The following is an 18,454-nucleotide window of genomic DNA, read 5'->3' on the forward strand; positions in this document are numbered from 1 at the left end:
TTCATTAAATAAAAAAAGAGGAGCAAATGCTCCCCTTTTTATATTATGATAATGCAGAAAAAACAGTAGCCTTAAGACTGTGCGTCCTTTTTGCTTTCCATATTGTAATGAGCAGGCTCCTTTTCTTCCTTCTTTTCCCAGCAGTTCTGCTCCCATTTTTTACATACGCCACACTGTTCTTCTATCATCCCATGTTTACATCTCTTTGCATTCATTTTTCTTTTCCTTTCGCCTTATAAAAGGCAATAAAAAAGGGCTGTTCATTTTATTAGTGAACAGCCCTTAAATTATTTTTAGTTACTCTTCCCGATAAGACACGGGAAGCACAATGCCATTAAGCACTGTCTTGATCCTCCGAAAAAACACATAATACTTTTTACAAACTGACTTCATTAAAAAAACATTACCTTTCCTTCAAAGCGGTTGGTTTTTTACCACCAGGAAAGGTTAATGTCAAGCCGCTTTATTTTTTAAAGAGTTGATGTTTTTTTTGATTTCAGGCCTCCGATAAATTGCTACATTTACCGGAGCCCTGAAATGCGGTAGATGGCCTAAAAAACCAGCTTTAAATTCACACCACAACCTACACCAGGCATGGGAAAACCATAGACCTCCTGATATTTCTTATCAAGAATATTGGTGGCGTACACCCTCAAAACTATATTTTTTGTATAGCTATGCTGTAATCCCACATCAACAGTTATAAAAGAGTCAAGATTCATAACGTTTCCTTCACTCTTTCTTTCACCTATATACCTGATATCAGATGTAAGAAGCGTGTTATTAAACAGGCTGTACCTTATACCCAGATTTGCCTTATGCTCAGGTGTAATCTTCAGAAGGATTGCCTCTGCAATCAGTTTTGAGCGGTCATAGTCACTTTTTCTGTATGTATAGTTTCCAAACAATGTCAGGTTATCAAACAGGCTGGCATTAAATTCCACCTCTGTACCATAAAAGGACATGTTATCAATATTAAAGCCATAGGCGCTTGCATTATGGAAAACATCACCTGAATTCCCGACAATATAGTTATCAATATCAATATAGTAAAACACAAGTTTCGTATCCACATTACTCATGGGTCGATGAAATATGCCAAGATCATAATGCCAGCTTGTTTCTTCCTGTATCCCCTCTGGCTGTTCCTCTGAGCCTAAACTGGCCCATGCAGGGCGGTCTCAACACCCTGGGACATGGTAGTCCCTGTTAACCGACACATATACCTGGGTGTCATCTGTAAACTTGTATGTTAATGTAGACTTTGGCAGTAAAACCCTTGTATAGAGCTTATGTCTGTAGGCAGGTGTTCCTCTTACATCACTATATGCATATGTAAACTCTCTTACATGTGCGTACCTGAGACCCAGGAATGCGGTTAGCCTGTTGGTAATAGCAAGGGTGTCCTCAGCATACAGGGCATTCATGCGCCATACATCAGGGGTTGATTTTACCTCCATCCTTCTCTGGTCATAGCCTAAGAGAAGAGAGTTGTTTTCCCAGTAATCCATCTGCCACTGAAGCCTGCCCCCTATCTGTTTTTCTGCTCTGGCATCCCCTCCGCTGTAAAGCTGCTGGAGCCTGCCAGCGCTTACAGTGTAGTAATAACTGTCCTCACCGCCAGATGACTCATATATCTGGACCTTCAGTTTTGATCTGTTAAAGGGCTGATCAAAGGATAGATCAAGGTGCTGGGCATCTTTATCCTTATAGTTGTCTCCACCGGGGAATGATACTGCACGGTATCTTCTGATTGTGTCAGCATCCTGAGGCACAATAGGATAGTTCGGGTTATAAGCATTCGTATAAGTGCTGTTTGGATCGTTCACAACCGCATATCCTGCCTTTAACTGGGAATACTTCACCCCAAGGGTAAGGTACCCTTCAAACGGAAAAAGATATGAAACCCTGGCAGAATAATCATACCCCTCATAATCATTATTTAAAAGAAACCCGTCAGAGGTTTTATATCCATAATTAAAAAAATAGGTTAGGTCCTTAAACCCGCCATCAACAGCTACCCTTGAGGTAAAGGTGTTATACCTTGAGTAATCATTGGTAAAGGTTATCTTGGGTTTTAAGGTCTCCCTGGTGCTACCCTTTCTGGTAATAATATTGATGATGCCACCCTGTGAATTTTCATACTGTGCGGATGCGGCGCCCCTTATTACCTCTATTTTATCTATGTCGGCGCTGGTCAGACTTGACCAGTCCACATAGGTATCTGCCCCGGCTGTCGGGCCGGTAATAGTCCTGCCATCAATTGCTATTGTAAACCGGCTGTCATCAAAACCCCTCATCATCACAAGCTGCTGAGGGTCTGCCCCTGATGTGCCTCTAAGCACATCAATACCGGTTAAATGTGTGAGTATATCTTCAACACGTTCAACAGCGCCACTCTTATCAAATGCCTCTATATCGATAATAGTCTTTGTAGGGGTAATATTGACTGCGCCTCCATGAAAGGCAGTAACAATTACCTCGTCCAGTTCAAATTCATCTTCCTTTTTTGGGCAATCTCCTCTTTTTTTGCATTCATCATCGTCGAACTGTCCATATGTAAATGGGCATATCAGGGATAACATAATACAAAAAAAGAAGACCGGTTTTCTAATCCTGCACATCAATAAAAATCTCCTTTCTTCTTAATCCTATTCAGGTAAAAAACTGTAATCAGTTATCTTTTCAACCGGCACCTTTTCCGGTAAATAACCTATCTTCATCATTATTGCCTGCTGCCTGTACAGGCTCTCCTCGGGCTCTCTGCCATTACTGTATTCCCTGAGAGCCGATTTCATTGCTACCTCTAACTCAACACCAGTATATTTGGGCAGCCATTTTCTGGCCTTTTCCTCATTAGCCTGAATATACTCAAACGCCTTTATCAGACCCTTTAAAAAGGCCCTCACCTTTTCAGGGCTTTTCTTCAGGTATTTTTCAGTAAAAAAGAGGCCGCTGAAAACATATCCCGGTATTGCATCATTAAATGATGTCAACAACCTACTCGCACCATGCATCTCCAGCATGGTCGCTGTGGGGTCTCAGGCGACTATTACATCCACCCCCTTAGACCTTAATGCTGCCTCATGTTTCATGGCATCATCAAGCTTGATACCCTTGATCGCTTTGATATCGTTCTTATCCATGCCGACAGTCTTCAATGTCTCTGAAAGAATCATTGCCGTTGTAATCGTGCCTGACTCTGCAATCCTCTTCCCTTTAAGGTCTGCAATGCTGTTTATGTTGCTTTTTTGATCAACATGAAGGCCGCACCTCGTGCCCTTGTGAGCATGCCCGAGCCATGCTACTACCTTGACCGGTATGTTCTGTAACCCTGCATGAAAGGCCCCGCCAAGATCAAGATGGCCTGCATCAATATCACCATGAAGGGCTGCTGCAATTATATTATGCTCACCCACAAGTCTAACGAGCTCCACCTTGATGCCTTCCTTTTCCCAGAGCCCCTCTTCCAGCGCAACATAGAGTGGAAGGTCATCAATTCCGCGGCTGTAAGTTATCTTCATGGTCTCGCTGGCGATTGATATGCCTGATGAAAAAATCAGCGCTGCCGAAATAATCGTAATTATTAATCTTGTTAGTTTTTGCATTTTCATTTCTTAATCCTCTTTGAACCTTGCACCTTGAACCCTGAACCTTAAACCTTGTTTTTATGCCGATGTCTCCGCAAAGGATGAGTCCGAATGCCAGGAGAGCAGTTTTTTCTGAAAATATCTTGCTACCCTGTCCAGCCCGACACCCATAAGGGATATCACTATGATCCCGGCAAACATCCTGTCTGTTGCAAAAACCCTCTGTGCATCTATTACAAGAAAACCTATTCCCGAATCTGCTGCAAGCATCTCCACGCCCACTATTGCAAGCATGGACATGGCCGTTGATACCCTCATTCCTGTGATAATCATGGGAAGCGCTGATGGTATGAGCACCATTGTCCATATCTGGCTCCCCTTTGCGCCAAGGGATCTGGCTGCCTGTATAAGCCTTGAATCAACACCCCTAATGCCTGCTATAGTATTGAGAACAATCGGGAAAAAGCATGCCTTAACAATGATTACGGTCTTTGAGCCGTTTCCTATCCCGAACCAGACAAACATGATGGGCACAAGGGCAAATGTTGATATTGGTCTTATCAGCTCTATGAGGGGATCAAAGATCACTTCACATACCCTTGACCATGCCACAAGAAGACCGATGGCAAGCCCTAAAATCGCGGCTATAATGTACCCGGAGATTGCACGGAGAACGCTTATCCCGATGTGGGGGAATATCTCTCCCGATATGATCATTCCCCATAAAGATTTAAGCATAATGCTCGGGGCCGGGAAAAAAAAGGGGTCAATATATCCGCTCCTGCCTATGATCTCCAGGATCACAAACAGGCTAATGGGAGATATGAATATGTAATATTTACGCATAATAAAATAATGGTCTAAGGTTTGAGGTATGCGGTCTGAGGTGAAAAAACCTGAAACCAAAAACCGTATACCTTGAACCGATTTTTATAAGGCCTCCATCAACTGTTTTCTAAATTCACTTCGCTCCAGATAATTTTCCTCATCGCCTTTTCATACTCTTTGAACTCAGGCAGAAAAATAGTCTCCCTTGACCTTGGCCTGGGTAGATCTATCCTGATATCAGATATTATCCTCCCTGGCCTGTTGCTCATTATCACTACACGGTCTGACAGAAACACCGCCTCTGAAATACTGTGTGTAACAAACAGTACTGTGCATTCTGTTGTCTGCCACACACGTAAAAGCTCTGCCTGGAGCATCTCCCTTGTCAGCGCATCAAGCGCGCCAAAGGGCTCATCCATGAGCAACACATCAGGTCTGTTTGCAAGCGCCCTTGCAATAGCTACCCTCTGCTTCATCCCCCCGCTCAGTTCATGGGGATACTGGTTTTCAAAGCCTTCAAGCCCTATAAGGCTTATATATTTATCGCTTATCTTTTTACGTTCTTCCGCTGTAACGCCATTTACCTTTGGCCCGAATTCGATATTTTTTCGCACTGTCTGCCACGGAAACAGCAGATATTCCTGAAAGACAATTGCCCTTTTGGGGTCTGGCCCTTTTACCGCTTCACTATCGCATGTGATTTTTCCGGATGTGAGGTTTTCAAGCCCTGCAACAAGAAGAAGGAATGTGGATTTTCCGCACCCGCTCGGGCCGATAATGGATACAAATTCATTGTCAGCCACATGAAGATCAAAGTTTTCAAGTGCAACAACCCTTTTTCTCTTATTGAATACCTTTGATGCCCCTCTTGCTTCTATCAACGCTAAACTATCTCCCTGCCATTATCTGCTCAATAAAACTCTCTATACGAAGCCTCAACTGCCCCACATCAGACTGGGAGTAATCGGTAACAATATGTAAGAAAGGAAGGCCGTATTTTCCCTTTACGATTTCACCCACACGGTATGACTCTATATTGAATGTGTGGCATGACTGCCAAGTGAGGTCAATTACACCATCTATGTTGAATTCCTTTATAAGATATTCGATGTCGTCAAATCTCTGATTGTTCGGGGTCATGCATGAGCAGGTTACCCTTAAATACCTGTCTGCGATCGCATCAAGCGGGTGTTGATCGGTATCTATAGGGTCCATGAGCCTTGTATAACCGCCGCAACCCTCCTGGCACACAACAACACCCCCCAACTCCTCCACAAGCCTTAATACCTTGTCGCATCCAAGGCTGTTACCCAGGCCTGTCCAGAGGATCCTTGGCCGCTCCTTTCCACAGGCATATTCCTTGTTCTCTACCCTTTGTTTAAGTGCGTTAAGAACAGACTCCATCTGTTTCAGGTATGATCCCCTGTCAACAGAGTAGCTCATCTTTGTTGAGAGAGAGACAAGATCGAGCCCCATTATGGGAGGCGGCGAGGCTTTTCTGCATTCATGGATCTCTCTTAAAACTTCACGCTCCCGGTTTCCCTGTTCAATGGCCGCAGAGAGGGCATCATCTGTTATCTTTGTATCAAGCTGATATTCAATGAATTCCTTCATCTTCCTGACCTCATCACGCCAGTGTGCCTTTGCTTCCGGGTCATCCGGTTTTTGCGGAAGGTCCATGATATGCATCGGCTTGTATCTTCCAAGCAGCTCATACATCTTTTTCCTGCCGTCACAGGTGGTTTCTCCAACAAGGCAATCAGCAAGCGGAAAAATCGGGCAGGAGTTATTAATGGCACGACCAAAGGTTGCCTTTACCATAGGGCATTGGTCAGCAGGCAATACCTGTTCTGCTGCCTCTATGGGGCCTTCGGTTGTCCCGCATAAGCCAACGGTTATTGCCCCTGCTGCCCATACAATCTCTCTGGGAAAATATGAACAGAGGGAACCCACAACCTTTTTACCCTCATCCTTTGTCATCTCAAGCTGCATGGCAAAATCGGTCTTAACCTCTTCAATCTTTTCTTTAACAGTCAGCTCCATAGACTATCTCCTTTCCGGCGGGACATTATGTTGCCTTGTTCTGTAAGTCAAACTGGAAAAACCTATTAAATGCAGCTTTATATTAGGAAATGCCTATAATGGTCATATAACTGTCATTTTCAGCGTTTTTTCAAATGATTATCGGAATATCCGATTATAATCGAATATATTATAGTGTAAACCAGTTTGACTTCAGGAATTCAAGGCTATATGCATCTTATGCACATTTTCAGTTGTTGTTAATTTGCATAAAAATCACAATAAATATTTAATTGATCAGGCTGGAGGGGAAAAATGATCAGATATTTAAGTTTGGTAAAAGGGTTACTATTTTTTCTATTATTAGCAGTATGCTGTAATGCTTATGCGGAAGGTTCATTCCGGGATTCAATAAAAAATGGCAAGGCCAATGGCGAATTAAAGGTATGGTATCAGACCAATGATAAATCAACAGGTGGCCACGACCTTTTTGACAAGGAAAACAGCATATTTGATGCAGGCCTTAATATTGGCTATACAACATCACCATGGTACGGGTTTGCTGCGGCTGTCAATTTTTATGCGGTTGATGACCTTGGGGCAAACGGCGATATAGCCAACAACAGCGCCCACAGGATAGACGCGAGCGAATCTGTGGCATGGCTTGGGGAGGCATATATCTCCTATAATAAAGGGAAAAGCACGGTAAAGGCAGGCAGGCAGAATATAAAGTCACCCCTTATTAACAGTGATGACTGGGCCGTGTTTCCTAACAGCTTTGAGGCCCTGTGGTTTCAGAACAAGGACATTAAAGACACCAGAATAACCGCCGCATATGTTACAAAAGAGAGGAAAATTAAGAGCGATTCATTTGAAGACTTTGCAGGTGATAATGGCAGCCTTATGATAGGCGCAGAAAACAAGACCATCCCGGGCCTCACATTGAGCGGCTATTATTATCATATCAGGAGTGCATCAGATATTGACTCCCTCTATTTTGAGGCCGCAGGTAAGATAAAGGCAGTAAATATTGCGGGTCAGTATCTCTATTTTAACCCTGATGCGCCCGGCTCTGATGAGACAAATGCCTTTGGATTTTTAGTTTCATCAAAGATAGGCATGTTTGACCTCTCAGGCGCATTCACCAGCGTTGGCAAGGGTACAATGATGGCAGCAAGATTTTCAGATAACGGCTGCAAGACACCTCTCTTTACCCAGACAATCAGCGGTGATGGTGATATCGCAGGGGCAACAGATACTGATTCTATTAAACTTACAGCCGGTATTACCCCTGTTGAAAAGCTTACATTAAGCCTCTCATACGGATACTATGATCATGGAAACTCATCATCAGCCAGCCCCGGCAATGAATCTAAATCAATAGAGCTCACTGCAAAATATACAGGCTTTGAAAATATCACCCTGTTTGCCGCCATTGTAAACTCGGATCATAATGGTGTAGGCGGCTGGAAGGGGGCCACACCCTCGGATGATCTGAATACCTTCAGGGTATGGGCGAGCTATAAGTTCTAATAATACAGAGGTTATCAACCTATAACAGGAGAGGGATAATCATGACACAGTTAAAAAATTTCTTTTCAACAAGATGGGGGATCATTGGCGTCGGTGCCTTTATTGGTGTATTTGCGGCGCTCCTCACAAAATGGGGAAACCCCGGCAACATGGGTATATGCGTTGCCTGTTTTAACCGTGATATTGCCGGCGCTGTCGGCCTTCACAGGGCAGATGTTGTACAGTACATGAGGCCTGAGATCATAGGGTTTGTTATAGGTTCATTTATTGCTGCCCTTGCCTTTGGCGAATTCAAGGCAAGGGCAGGCTCTGCCCCTATTGTAAGATTTTTCCTGGGGGCATTTGCCATGATAGGCGCGCTTGTCTTCCTGGGCTGCCCCTGGAGGGCAATCCTGAGACTTGCGGGTGGTGACTGGAATGCTATCCTGGGCATATGCGGGCTTGTATTGGGCATATGGATCGGCACACTTTTTCTCAAAAAGGGTTTTAACCTTGGCAAAAGCCAGAAGACACATACATCAGTTGGTCTGCTTATGCCCATACTTATGATTGGCTTTCTGGTACTCATGCTCCTCTTCCCTCAGGTGGAGGGAGAGGCCAAAAGCGGGGTGCTCTTTTACAGCGTAAAGGGGCCGGGCTCCATGCATGCACCCCTTCTTATCGCTCTTATAATCGGCCTTGCGGTCGGGTTTCTTGCCCAGAGGAGCAGGTTTTGCACAATGGGGGCATTCAGGGATTTAATACTTTTCAAAGAGGTGCATCTTTTACTGGGAGTCATATCCCTCTTTGTAGCCGCATTTATTATTAACCTTATTGTGGGCCAGTTTAAGCCAGGGTTTGAGGGACAACCTGTAGCTCACACAATGTATTTCTGGAACTTTGCAGGCATGACACTCTCAGGGCTGGCATTTGCCCTTGCTGGCGGCTGCCCTGGCAGGCAGGTTTTCCTGTCCGGTGAGGGTGATGGTGATGCGGCTGTCTTTGTAATGGGTATGATCACAGGTGCGGCGTTTAGCCACAATTTCACTCTGGCTAGCTCTGCTACTGGCATCGGCACATATGGCGCCGCAGCAGTGATCACTGGATTATTAGTATGCCTGTTTATTGGCTTTACAATGAGGACAAAATAGGTAAAAAAGAGGGAGGCATTATGGAAAAAGTTATTGATGCAAGAGGGCTGAGCTGCCCCCAGCCGGTAATTTTGACACTTGACACCATAAAGAATCTGGATAAGGGCGAGCTGCAAATACTGGTTGATACTGACACAGCAAAGGAGAATGTTATCAGGGCCGCAGGCAGCAAGGGCTGGCAGGCAAAGGATATAAAAGAGGAAGACGATGCCTACAGGATAGTGATAACAAAAGATTAGAGTTGACTGTTTTTGATTCCATTAAAAGGATATTTTCAGGTAAAGACCCTGCTTCCGGTAAAGATAGCGGATTCTTTCTGTTTGATAATACCAGTGAGGTCATACGCGCTGAAAAGATTCTGAAACAAAACGGGTGGCGGATCAGGGTTATGGGTCCGCCCCCTGAAATCAGAAAGGGTTGCGACCTTGTCATAGAATTCCCTCTTATGGAGGGGCTTAATGCATTGAGGCTCCTCAATGATGCAGGCCTTACCCCCATAGATATTGTGCCTGTAAAAAGCCCTCTTCTCAAACCTGTTGACCTTTATCATACAAAGGATTTTGGCAGATATCTTATGGTAAGGGCAGCCAATATGAAGCTCACCATTGATAAAGATTCTCTTATTATAGTCAATGTCTCAGGGGGAGGCTGCCCTGATGTGCCATATCTCGCAAAAGAGATGGTGGGAAAGCACCTTAAAGATGCACCTGACCCTGAGGATATGGGACATACGCTTTGCGGGTATGCGCTCAAACTTGCCTACGAGGAGATTAAAAAGCGATGCTTGCTGTAGTCGGTACTGTGCCTGACAGGGAGTTCCCCCTTGTTTTTGGGGAGGCTGAACTTATTGGCGACCACATCTCTGTGCAGGGGCATAAGGTAGCTATTAACCGCGGCACCCCTGCCCTTATAGCTGCGGTCTTAAAAACAGCCGAAGTTAAGGGCAAAGGAAGGGTCTTTGCATGGCTGGCCGGCGATATCGGCCTTGGAGATGGCAGCAGGAAGCTGTATAAAACTATCACAGAGACTGTTAAAAAGCATGATTTTGATGTTATCACCTTTCATTATCTTTTGCCTGATGCTGACTGGCATGCAAGAGTTATCTTTGCGGTCCAGGAGATGAAGAAGAAACCAGTACTCATAGCGGATGCGGGTTTTATGTATGCGGCCAAAATGAGCGGTCAGGCGGATGAATATGATCTTTTTACACCTGATGCCGGGGAGCTTGCATTTCTGGCAGATGAAGAAGCCCCCCACCCCTTTTATACCAGGGGCTTTATACTCCATGATGATAAAAATGCACCAGGTCTGATAAAAAGGGCTTATGAGCATGACAATGCCTCAAGGTACCTGCTTGTTAAAGGAGAAAAGGATTATGTGGCGGATAAAGGCGGTATAATTGGCTCCATAGATGCCCCATCTGAGGAGGCGATGGAGGCCATAGGCGGTACAGGCGATACACTCACGGGCATAGTCTCCGCCCTCATAGATTCCGGTATGGATATCCCTGATGCGGCAATCCTTGCTGCGAAGGTTAACAGGCTGGCAGGTCATTTAGCAAAAACTGATCCCTCGACCCAGATCGTGAATATCATAGAAAAGATCCCTGAAGCCCTTTTTGAACTGGCAAAGAGGTGATTGCATGGCGAACTCCCCAAAAAAGATATCTCCGCATATGACCGTGCTTGATATTGTATCGGAAAACAGGAGCGCTATTGATGTTTTTAAACGATATGATGCGCAGGCAGGTGAATGCATTTGCTGCTCCTCGCTTTTTGAAACCCTTGAGAATGTAGTAGAAAAATATGGCATTAATCTCAACACCATATTAAATGATCTTAATAATGCCTGATTTTTTCAGGCAGGATGGCTTGGGGTGTATCAATATTTGAATGACTATCTACCAATTTTAGTAGGTAGACCTCCTAAATTTGGTAGATCAATACTGCCCTGATACATGCATTCAATAATCCGGGCAGTATGGATTCAGACCCTGAATGGCGAGGGATGGTTTTTGAATCGGCAGTTGGGGCAGCGCTTTCATCAGTTTCCGGGGGGCGCTCTATTACTGGAGAGACGGTAAATATGTGGTAGACTACGTGCTATGCCTTGACAAAAAGGTTTATGCAATTGAGGTGAAGTCCGGCAGAAGAAAAAATATGAATGGACTGGCGCAGTTTATAACCAGATACAAAGACAGCATACCTGTAATAATTGACACTAATAATGTTGAGGCGCTTTTAAAAACAGCAGATCCAGGGGAACTGTTTCTTAATGGGAAAATCCTCTGAAATCAGGAATTCCCGATTAATATTCCATTTTGTATAGGAATAACCAGTTTGACAATCATTTTGACCACCTATATGGTACTATAGTTTTAATTCAACCACTGGAGTAAAAATGAACAGATTTTTCAGCTTCACCTGAGTGCATAGCACAGGTTCTACCCGGGCTTGGTAGATCAGGGCAAGGCTGAAAAATTTGTTTTCCCACTAGTAATATCAATCACCTTTTCCTGAACAATAAAGTCAATATAACAGTAAAAAAGTAAAATATCAGGCTAATATACATATTATTTGCATTTATTAAGCTTGGGGGATATAGGTAACACAATGAGGTTTGTAAAGATCAGCGCCAAGGTCGAGCGCAGGATAGAAGAGTTAAGACAATCAGACAAGACCGGCAAATCAATAGCCCAGAAGGCGGACAGCATTATTGAAAGCCTTAAATCAGGGGCATTTCTGGACTATACTGAAAATACAGGTGCCTTTACCAAATATGGCGAAAAACGTCTAAAGGGCTGCCGAAAATATGATTTTGGAAACGGATACAGACTCATTACCCTGCAGAAAGATACAATGATCCTTATACCTTTTATCGGCACCCATGACGAATGTGACAGATGGCTTGAAAAAAATAACAGGTCAAAGCATATAGCAGAGGGAAAAGGGACAATGGTTTATGTCCCGGAGACAGCAGCGAAGATGATGGATACAGATGATGAGCTCTGTTATGAAGCAGACGATATGTGCATGGATGAACCCCCGCTTGATCTGGATGAACAGATTTTACGAACTGTATTTTGCGGTATCGTAAATGGGGCAAAAAAAAGGGCTATGTGAGAAGCAATAATTATGGATTTTAAAACAGAATGGAAGCAGGAATACGAGAGTCTTAAAACCTTTATCTCATCAAATAAAGAGATATTGATCAGTCCGTATGAGACCTCAATACCAAGGCCTTTACGTGATGAATTCTACAGCCGGTTTGATCAGGTTAGAAAGGCCTTTGTCAGGTCATGGGAGAGCCACCTTTTTGTAGATATATGCGCCCTTGGAAGATCTTACACTGAGGCTGAAGAGCGGCTTTTTAAGATACTGGCTCTAAAAAAACATATAGAATTACAGGTTGATCTTGCCTCTATCCTCCATAACCCTGAAGAGGGTATGATGCGCCTTATCTATGATCCCCTTTTTGAACTTATTCAGTGTAAAATCACAGAGAACGATTTTGAGGTAAAGGCAGCGAAAAATCTTAATCAAAATGCCTTAGAGATGTTCAGGCTCGGCTATGAGTTGTGGGCGGCTATCTCAATTATACTTCTGCTTGATCCGGATAAGATCTTCAGGGTCAGCCTTGATGAGAATGATAAACCCTTTGTGTCAGAGCTTGATCAAATAGTTATAGGTGCTCAGCACCATCATGCTGCAAAACGTATTCCGGAGTTGATTCTTCATTCAAAAACGCTCAACACCCATATAGCATTCAAGATGCCGCTTAGAGGAGAGGTGGATTATTACAATCTGCCTACTGAGCTTCCCACACAGAGAATGCTTAGGGATCGCACCGGTGACACCTCTATGGCCCTTGCAGACAGGATGATATTTATGTCGGTCATACAAGATCTCAATAATATACCTGTATTTGCCGAACTGCATGAACGTAAAATTACCAGCCCTGATCTTACAATAGAGTTTCTAACCGCACATGATCTTTCGGATGAAGGCGCTTTGTCTCGCGTTCAAAACCGTATGCAGATCATGAAACCCAGTTTTGGAGGAAGAATAGTGGTGGTAAATCCCAGGGCAGAATCAGAGGTATATGAAACAGATAAAAATATAATGGCCTATTCGGTAGGGCTGGATGAGAGAAAATTACAACCGATCATAGATAAATTGTTTAGCAACCTTTAACTTTTATTACTTCAGGAGGAAAGATATGGCGGATGGAAGAAATAATATTGACCGCAGGAGTTTTCTTAAGAATGCGGGGGTCATCGTCGGCGGTGGCGCTATCGGTGCTGCAGGCATTGCCTTAAGGCCTGAAATGGCATTAGCCGCTGATGCTGTTAAATCGGTGCCTAAAACAGTTACTCAGTTTAGGTGCCCGATATGCAACAAGGATTTCGCAACCTTTGCAGAATTAAAACAACATTTCAAAACCGATCACCCTGAGCATGTTGAGCCGGTCACCACAAAGCTCAACATTAATGGTGAGGATTGCGAAGTGCTTATTGAGCCACACTGGACACTACAGCGCACCCTCCTTTTTAAGCTGGGTTTATCAGGGGCAAAGCATATGTGCGGCAGAGGCGCCTGCGGTTCATGCACCGTGATAATGGATGGAAAGGCCATTCTTTCATGTATGACGCTCGCTGTAGAGTGTGAAGGCAAAAAGATACAGACCGTTGAAGGTATTGCCGCTGATCCAAAATGGAGGCCTCTCATTGATTCATACTGTAAATGGGACGCCATGCAGTGCGGTTACTGCACGCCCGGGTTCCTGGTATCTGCCAAGGCCCTTCTTGATAAAAAAATCAATCCAACAGAAGAGGATTGCAGACAGGCCCTTGCAGGTAACATCTGCTGCTGCGGGACATATAACCGGCACCCCACAGCTATAATGGAAGCGGCCCCCCAGATAGCTAAAGGAGGTAAATAATATGGCTGATTTAACTATAAATGGAGACAGAAAGGAATTTAATGTAGTCGGTAAGCCAAATCTGCCTGGCAAACTTTCATGGGCAGTGGCCACCGGTGTGGCAAAATTCGGTGCAGACTATGTAGTGCCTGGCATGCTTGAAGCAAAGTTCATGCGCAGTCCCCATGCACATGCGCGGATAAAAAGTTACAACAAGGCAAAGGCAATGGCTGTGCCCGGTGTTGTGGATATAGTCACATATGAAGATGAGGATATTAAAAATTTTAAACGCAGCGGCGGTATGGGCGGCGCCCCAGCGCCTTTTATAACCGATGTTGCCCATGAAGAAAACCTGGAAGTGGGTTTCATAGTTGTTGCAGAAAACGAGGATATATGTGACGAGGCATTAAGGCAGCTTGATGTGGAATGGGAGATACTGCCCCATTCAGTGGATATTAAAAAGGCAAGAGAACCAAATGCCACAGTAATAAGGCCCGAAGACAGGGCCGGGGTCGCCAGTATGTTCGGACCTGCAAACAATTCTATCCCGAAACAGGGAAATGTTAACTTCTCAAACCAGAATCAGGGGGATGTTGAACAGGGCTTCAAGGAGGCTGACTATATAATAGAATATGACCTTAACATGCCTGCATACGCCTCCGCTTCACCCAATCCCCACGGCTCTGTTGCATGGTGGTTTGATGACCCCTACTTGGGGAGAGACAATATTCGTATAGAAGGGGCTGTGTGGCATGCGAGCGGCGGTAAAAATGCCATTGCACAGATGTATGGCCTGCCACCGAGAAAGACTGTACAGGAGGGTCTTTTCCAGGGCGGTAAATACTGTGACTGGACAATACGCAAATCACAGCAGATCACACCCTTCCTGTCCAGACGTGTAGGAAGGCCTGTGCGCTGCATAAACGAGCGCAAGGACACATTTGACTTTATGATCCAGCAGCGCTTTATTCACATGAAGGTCGGCTTTACAAAAGAGGGGCTGATAACGGCCTTTGATGACTTTTCAATAACCGACGGCGGCACACCGGGCAATTCCTTCTTCGGTACCATAGGCGACCAGGGGTATGGGCCATACATAGGCACAAAGTGTCAGAATATCAGGCAGAGGATGGAGGTTGTAGACTCTAACCGCGGTCTTATGGCCTTCAGTTCGCAGTTCTGCCCGTTTAACTGGGACTCTGTTACAATGGCATTACATATGATCGCAGATAAACTGGGTAAAGATGTAATTGATATTGCAAGGCTTAACCTGCACGGACCTGACGGACAGCAGGATATGCGGCCTGTTCCAAGCTTTGATGCCTGTATAGATGCCGGGCGTAAACTGATGAAGTGGAACTGGCATAAAAACGGGGCAAAGAAGCTGCCTGACGGCAGGATGCACGGTGCAGGTTTCAGGTATCAGATGTGCCCCAGACATGCAATGGGCTCAGATTTTCATGCAGTGCTTGAACTCAGGGAAGGGGTGGTGCATCTGCCTATTCAGGGACCCCATGCAGGGGTATTCTCAGTTGAAGGGGTAACCATGATAGCGGCTGAAGAGCTTGGTCTTAAATATGAGGATATCAGCATTGATTATGATCCAAACGCAATATTTGTATCTATAAGCGGCGGGGCAGACGGACTTGTAGCAACCGGCTGGGTTATGAAACAGTGCTGTCATATATTAAGGCAGCGCATCTTTGAGGCGGCTATTGCCGAGGCCGAAAAACCGGCAATGGGAGGGTTTGGTTTTGGCGCGCCCAAAAAGGCCGCTCCAAACCCCTTAAAAGGTAAAAAACCGGAAGATTTTGATATAGTAGATGGAAAGATAGTGCTCAAGTCAGACAATCGCACCGGGGTGCCGCTTAAGAGTATTCAGGCAAATGTGTATGCAACATTTTCCGGCCACCCGCCAGCACCTTTATGGCCTTCAAAGTATGATACCTTGAACACACTCTATTGCGAGGTGGCTGTTGATACTGAAACAGGAGAGATTGAAATCCTGAAGTATGGGGCAGCTGTTGATTCGGGAAAGGTTATAAGGCGCACCTCCCTTGAGAGCCAGCTTGATCAGGTAGCCTATTTCAGCCAGGGATGCCAGATGTTTGAGGACTACTACTATGATGAAAAAACAGGTGTAAAACTCAACATGAACATGATCGAATACAAGAAACCGGGTATGCTGGATGTGCCCACGCTGGATGTGGAGCTGATTGAAACCCGCGCAGGGAACGGTGTGTACGGCGCAAACGGCATAAGTCACTCCATGGCAAACACCCATCTCATAATATGTGCAATCTATAATGCGATTGGTGTATGGGTTGATCCACCTGCAACACCAGACAGGGTGCTTAAGGCGCTTGGGAAGATAAGCTAAGACCATAGTCTATAGGCTATAGTCTATAGGCTTATAAGATAAAGGAGATAAAATGAGACCATTTAATCATACAAATGCAACATCAATTGCAGAAATCAAGACAGCCCTGGCTGATGGCAAGACAACCCTCATAGCAGGCGGGACTGATCTTGTAGGCACACTTAAGGATAACATCCTGAGGGACTACCCCTCTACAGTAATCAATCTCAAGAGTGTTCCCGGCCTGGATTATATAAAGGAAGAGGGTGGAGTGCTGAAAATAGGGGCAGCCACACATCTGGCTGATATTGCAGCGGATGCAAACATACAGAAAAAATATACTGCCCTTGCACAGGCGGCTTCCCGGGTGGCATCACCCCATATCCGTGACATGGGTACAATAGGCGGTAACATAGCGCAACTTCACAGGTGCTGGTATTTCAGAAAGCCTGAAAACCGCTTTGATTGCAAGCGTAAGGGTGGGAACACATGCTTTGCAATGACAGGCGATAACAGGTATCACTCCATATTCGGGGCAGTAGGTGGCTGTATTGCAGTGCATCCGAGCGATACAGCGCCAGCGCTGATTGCCCTTAACGCAAAGGTGGTTACAGACATAAGGTCAATCGAAGCAGAAAACTTTTTTGATGTTAAACAGCCCGGGAATACTGTGCTTGAAAAGGATGAAATTATTAAGGAAATCCATATCCCTGCCCCGCCCAAAGGTGCAAAAAGCGCCTTTATCAAGTTTGCATTAAGGAAATCCATAGACTTCCCAATTGTAAACTGTGCGGTAATGACCGGCGCAAACCCAAGGATATGCCTTAACGCTGTTGCCCCGAAGCCATACAGGGCATTAAAGGCGGAAGAGGCGCTTAAGGGGAAAAAGATCAGTGAAAAGGTTGCAGAAGAGGCAGGGGCAGCAGCGGTTGCTGATGCAAGGCCCCTTAATGCAACAAAATTTAAGGTGCAGATAGCAAAGACACTTGTAAAAAGGGCCATCTTAGCTGCTGCTTAAATTTTACCTGCAGGAACTGCTGAAGGAGGATCAGTCAAACTGAATAGTTTGACTGATCCCTTTTTATTTACAATAGCATAGGCATAGGAACCAACACCAGCCCGGTATTAGTTGTCATTATATCTACTCTGAAATAATTCATTGGGAATATTGACTAATAATCGGTTTTGGGCTTGAATCAAAACTCCCTTTTACTGGTAACGAGGAGCTCTTCTATGAGGTATACATCTGAATTTATCGGTGAGGCGCTTGGCACCTTTGTCCTTGTCCTTTTCGGGTGCGGAGCTGTTGCTGTCTCTGTGCTGTTTGATGCACACAAGGGGCTTATGCAGGTGGCCTTGGTGTGGGGTATAGGGGTGATACTGGCCATTTATCTCACAAGGCATCTTTCATGCGCACACCTTAACCCTGCTGTAAGCCTCGCAATGGTTATTGGAAAACGAATGGCCCTTAATAAACTGCCAATATATCTGATAGCACAATTAACAGGCGCTATCATGGCAGGGCTGGCCTTGTACCTGCTTTTTAATCCCTCGATCATTGCCTATGAAGAGGCCAATAATATAATCAGAGGTTCGGCCCAATCTGTAAAAACAGCGAGGATGTTCGGTGAATTTTACAGCACCCCTGGTTCCATTGCGGTTGTATCCATGTCCCTTGCAATTGGTGCAGAGGCATTCGGCACCTTCCTGCTGGTTCTGATGATTTTCGCACTGACAGAGGGATGTAATGTGGGGAGGCCTCAGGAGGCCCTTGCGCCTGTGTTCATAGGTTTTACTGTATCATCTATTATATGCCTTATTGCTCCTCTTACACAGGCAGGGCTTAACCCGGCACGTGACCTTGGCCCCCGGCTGGTGGCATGGCTTGCGGGATGGGGTAATGCCGCCTTTCCGGATCAGGCAGGGGGCTTTTTCTATGTCTACATATTAGGCCCTCTTTTGGGAGGAGTCATTGCATCCCTATTCTTTGTCCGTGTGCTTGAGCCTGTAATGAATAAAAAATCAAACAGTACATGCTGTAATCCTTTTAAAATCGAAAAATAGGAGTTTAT

At 45.0% G+C, this 18,454-nt stretch carries 20 protein-coding genes; 12 read left to right on the forward strand and 8 right to left on the reverse strand.

Features of this window, described 5'->3' with window-relative positions; all coding sequences use genetic code 11:
• Positions 1-71: 71 nt before the first annotated feature.
• The 8 genes from GX654_08845 to GX654_08880 all read right to left on the reverse strand — a co-directional run bounded on the left by GX654_08845 (position 72) and on the right by GX654_08880 (position 6,461).
• On the reverse strand, positions 72-215 hold the full coding sequence (locus GX654_08845) for a hypothetical protein (GenBank protein NLD36963.1): 144 nt from the start codon (positions 213-215) through the stop codon (positions 72-74).
• 336 nt (positions 216-551) lie between these two features.
• Complete coding sequence (locus tag GX654_08850) at positions 552-1,133, reverse strand: TonB-dependent receptor (protein NLD36964.1); 582 nt, start codon at positions 1,131-1,133, stop codon at positions 552-554.
• A gap of 48 nt (positions 1,134-1,181) precedes the next feature.
• Entirely contained in the window at positions 1,182-2,624 is a 1,443-nt protein-coding gene (locus GX654_08855) for a TonB-dependent receptor (protein ID NLD36965.1), read from the reverse strand.
• A 27-nt stretch (positions 2,625-2,651) separates the two neighbouring features.
• Positions 2,652-2,996: an ABC transporter substrate-binding protein gene (locus tag GX654_08860; protein ID NLD36966.1), complete on the reverse strand. Its 345-nt coding sequence runs from the start codon at positions 2,994-2,996 to the stop codon at positions 2,652-2,654.
• A 45-nt stretch (positions 2,997-3,041) separates the two neighbouring features.
• Positions 3,042-3,608 carry an ABC transporter substrate-binding protein gene (locus tag GX654_08865; protein NLD36967.1) on the reverse strand — a complete coding sequence of 189 codons (567 nt, stop codon included), beginning with the start codon at positions 3,606-3,608 and terminating at the stop codon, positions 3,042-3,044.
• Between the two features lie 60 nt (positions 3,609-3,668).
• On the reverse strand, positions 3,669-4,436 hold the full coding sequence (locus GX654_08870) for an ABC transporter permease (GenBank protein ID NLD36968.1): 768 nt from the start codon (positions 4,434-4,436) through the stop codon (positions 3,669-3,671).
• Between the two features lie 98 nt (positions 4,437-4,534).
• On the reverse strand, positions 4,535-5,299 hold the full coding sequence (locus GX654_08875) for an ABC transporter ATP-binding protein (protein NLD36969.1): 765 nt from the start codon (positions 5,297-5,299) through the stop codon (positions 4,535-4,537).
• 7 nt (positions 5,300-5,306) lie between these two features.
• A complete protein-coding gene (locus tag GX654_08880; protein ID NLD36970.1) occupies positions 5,307-6,461 on the reverse strand; it encodes a 2-hydroxyacyl-CoA dehydratase in 1,155 nt (384 codons plus the stop codon).
• A 294-nt stretch (positions 6,462-6,755) separates the two neighbouring features.
• On the opposite strand from GX654_08880, the gene GX654_08885 reads away from it, so the two are divergent.
• The 12 genes from GX654_08885 to GX654_08940 all read left to right on the forward strand — a co-directional run bounded on the left by GX654_08885 (position 6,756) and on the right by GX654_08940 (position 18,446).
• Positions 6,756-7,973, forward strand: a complete 1,218-nt coding sequence (locus tag GX654_08885; GenBank protein ID NLD36971.1) for an OprD family porin — start codon at positions 6,756-6,758, stop codon at positions 7,971-7,973.
• A 41-nt stretch (positions 7,974-8,014) separates the two neighbouring features.
• Entirely contained in the window at positions 8,015-9,103 is a 1,089-nt protein-coding gene (locus GX654_08890) for a YedE-related selenium metabolism membrane protein (protein ID NLD36972.1), read from the forward strand.
• 20 nt (positions 9,104-9,123) lie between these two features.
• A complete protein-coding gene (locus tag GX654_08895) occupies positions 9,124-9,342 on the forward strand; it encodes a preprotein translocase subunit TatB (protein ID NLD36973.1) in 219 nt (72 codons plus the stop codon).
• 2 nt (positions 9,343-9,344) lie between these two features.
• Positions 9,345-9,896 carry a DUF3343 domain-containing protein gene (locus GX654_08900; GenBank protein NLD36974.1) on the forward strand — a complete coding sequence of 184 codons (552 nt, stop codon included), beginning with the start codon at positions 9,345-9,347 and terminating at the stop codon, positions 9,894-9,896.
• Entirely contained in the window at positions 9,884-10,741 is an 858-nt protein-coding gene (locus GX654_08905; protein ID NLD36975.1) for a sugar kinase, read from the forward strand. The genes GX654_08900 and GX654_08905 overlap by 13 nt, the downstream gene beginning before the upstream one ends.
• Before the next feature lie 4 nt (positions 10,742-10,745).
• Complete coding sequence (locus tag GX654_08910) at positions 10,746-10,955, forward strand: hypothetical protein (protein ID NLD36976.1); 210 nt, start codon at positions 10,746-10,748, stop codon at positions 10,953-10,955.
• Between the two features lie 760 nt (positions 10,956-11,715).
• Positions 11,716-12,225, forward strand: coding sequence for a hypothetical protein (locus GX654_08915; GenBank protein ID NLD36977.1), 510 nt, complete (start codon positions 11,716-11,718; stop codon positions 12,223-12,225).
• A 12-nt stretch (positions 12,226-12,237) separates the two neighbouring features.
• Entirely contained in the window at positions 12,238-13,296 is a 1,059-nt protein-coding gene (locus GX654_08920) for a hypothetical protein (protein ID NLD36978.1), read from the forward strand.
• Between the two features lie 25 nt (positions 13,297-13,321).
• Positions 13,322-14,044: a twin-arginine translocation signal domain-containing protein gene (locus GX654_08925; protein ID NLD36979.1), complete on the forward strand. Its 723-nt coding sequence runs from the start codon at positions 13,322-13,324 to the stop codon at positions 14,042-14,044.
• A 1-nt stretch (position 14,045) separates the two neighbouring features.
• On the forward strand, positions 14,046-16,403 hold the full coding sequence (locus GX654_08930; protein ID NLD36980.1) for a xanthine dehydrogenase family protein molybdopterin-binding subunit: 2,358 nt from the start codon (positions 14,046-14,048) through the stop codon (positions 16,401-16,403).
• Between the two features lie 52 nt (positions 16,404-16,455).
• A complete protein-coding gene (locus GX654_08935; protein ID NLD36981.1) occupies positions 16,456-17,400 on the forward strand; it encodes a molybdopterin dehydrogenase in 945 nt (314 codons plus the stop codon).
• Positions 17,401-17,615: 215 nt separating this feature from the next.
• Positions 17,616-18,446, forward strand: a complete 831-nt coding sequence (locus GX654_08940) for an aquaporin family protein (protein NLD36982.1) — start codon at positions 17,616-17,618, stop codon at positions 18,444-18,446.
• The last annotated feature ends 8 nt before the right edge of the window (positions 18,447-18,454 follow it).

Source organism: Desulfatiglans sp., assembly GCA_012513605.1.
GTDB lineage: Bacteria > Desulfobacterota > DSM-4660 > Desulfatiglandales > HGW-15 > JAAZBV01.

What these genes read in the sequence shown, in the direction of transcription:
- GX654_08845 (NLD36963.1), bottom strand. Translation starts at nt 215, where the DNA reads ATGAATGCAAAGAGATGTAAACATGGGATGATAGAAGAACAGTGTGGC.
- GX654_08855 (NLD36965.1), bottom strand. Translation starts at nt 2,624, where the DNA reads ATGTGCAGGATTAGAAAACCGGTCTTCTTTTTTTGTATTATGTTATCC.
- GX654_08865 (NLD36967.1), bottom strand. Translation starts at nt 3,608, where the DNA reads ATGCAAAAACTAACAAGATTAATAATTACGATTATTTCGGCAGCGCTG.
- GX654_08870 (NLD36968.1), bottom strand. Translation starts at nt 4,436, where the DNA reads ATGCGTAAATATTACATATTCATATCTCCCATTAGCCTGTTTGTGATC.
- GX654_08880 (NLD36970.1), bottom strand. Translation starts at nt 6,461, where the DNA reads ATGGAGCTGACTGTTAAAGAAAAGATTGAAGAGGTTAAGACCGATTTT.
- GX654_08885 (NLD36971.1), top strand. Translation starts at nt 6,756, where the DNA reads ATGATCAGATATTTAAGTTTGGTAAAAGGGTTACTATTTTTTCTATTA.
- GX654_08890 (NLD36972.1), top strand. Translation starts at nt 8,015, where the DNA reads ATGACACAGTTAAAAAATTTCTTTTCAACAAGATGGGGGATCATTGGC.
- GX654_08895 (NLD36973.1), top strand. Translation starts at nt 9,124, where the DNA reads ATGGAAAAAGTTATTGATGCAAGAGGGCTGAGCTGCCCCCAGCCGGTA.
- GX654_08905 (NLD36975.1), top strand. Translation starts at nt 9,884, where the DNA reads ATGCTTGCTGTAGTCGGTACTGTGCCTGACAGGGAGTTCCCCCTTGTT.
- GX654_08910 (NLD36976.1), top strand. Translation starts at nt 10,746, where the DNA reads ATGGCGAACTCCCCAAAAAAGATATCTCCGCATATGACCGTGCTTGAT.
- GX654_08915 (NLD36977.1), top strand. Translation starts at nt 11,716, where the DNA reads ATGAGGTTTGTAAAGATCAGCGCCAAGGTCGAGCGCAGGATAGAAGAG.
- GX654_08920 (NLD36978.1), top strand. Translation starts at nt 12,238, where the DNA reads ATGGATTTTAAAACAGAATGGAAGCAGGAATACGAGAGTCTTAAAACC.
- GX654_08925 (NLD36979.1), top strand. Translation starts at nt 13,322, where the DNA reads ATGGCGGATGGAAGAAATAATATTGACCGCAGGAGTTTTCTTAAGAAT.
- GX654_08930 (NLD36980.1), top strand. Translation starts at nt 14,046, where the DNA reads ATGGCTGATTTAACTATAAATGGAGACAGAAAGGAATTTAATGTAGTC.
- GX654_08935 (NLD36981.1), top strand. Translation starts at nt 16,456, where the DNA reads ATGAGACCATTTAATCATACAAATGCAACATCAATTGCAGAAATCAAG.
- GX654_08940 (NLD36982.1), top strand. Translation starts at nt 17,616, where the DNA reads ATGAGGTATACATCTGAATTTATCGGTGAGGCGCTTGGCACCTTTGTC.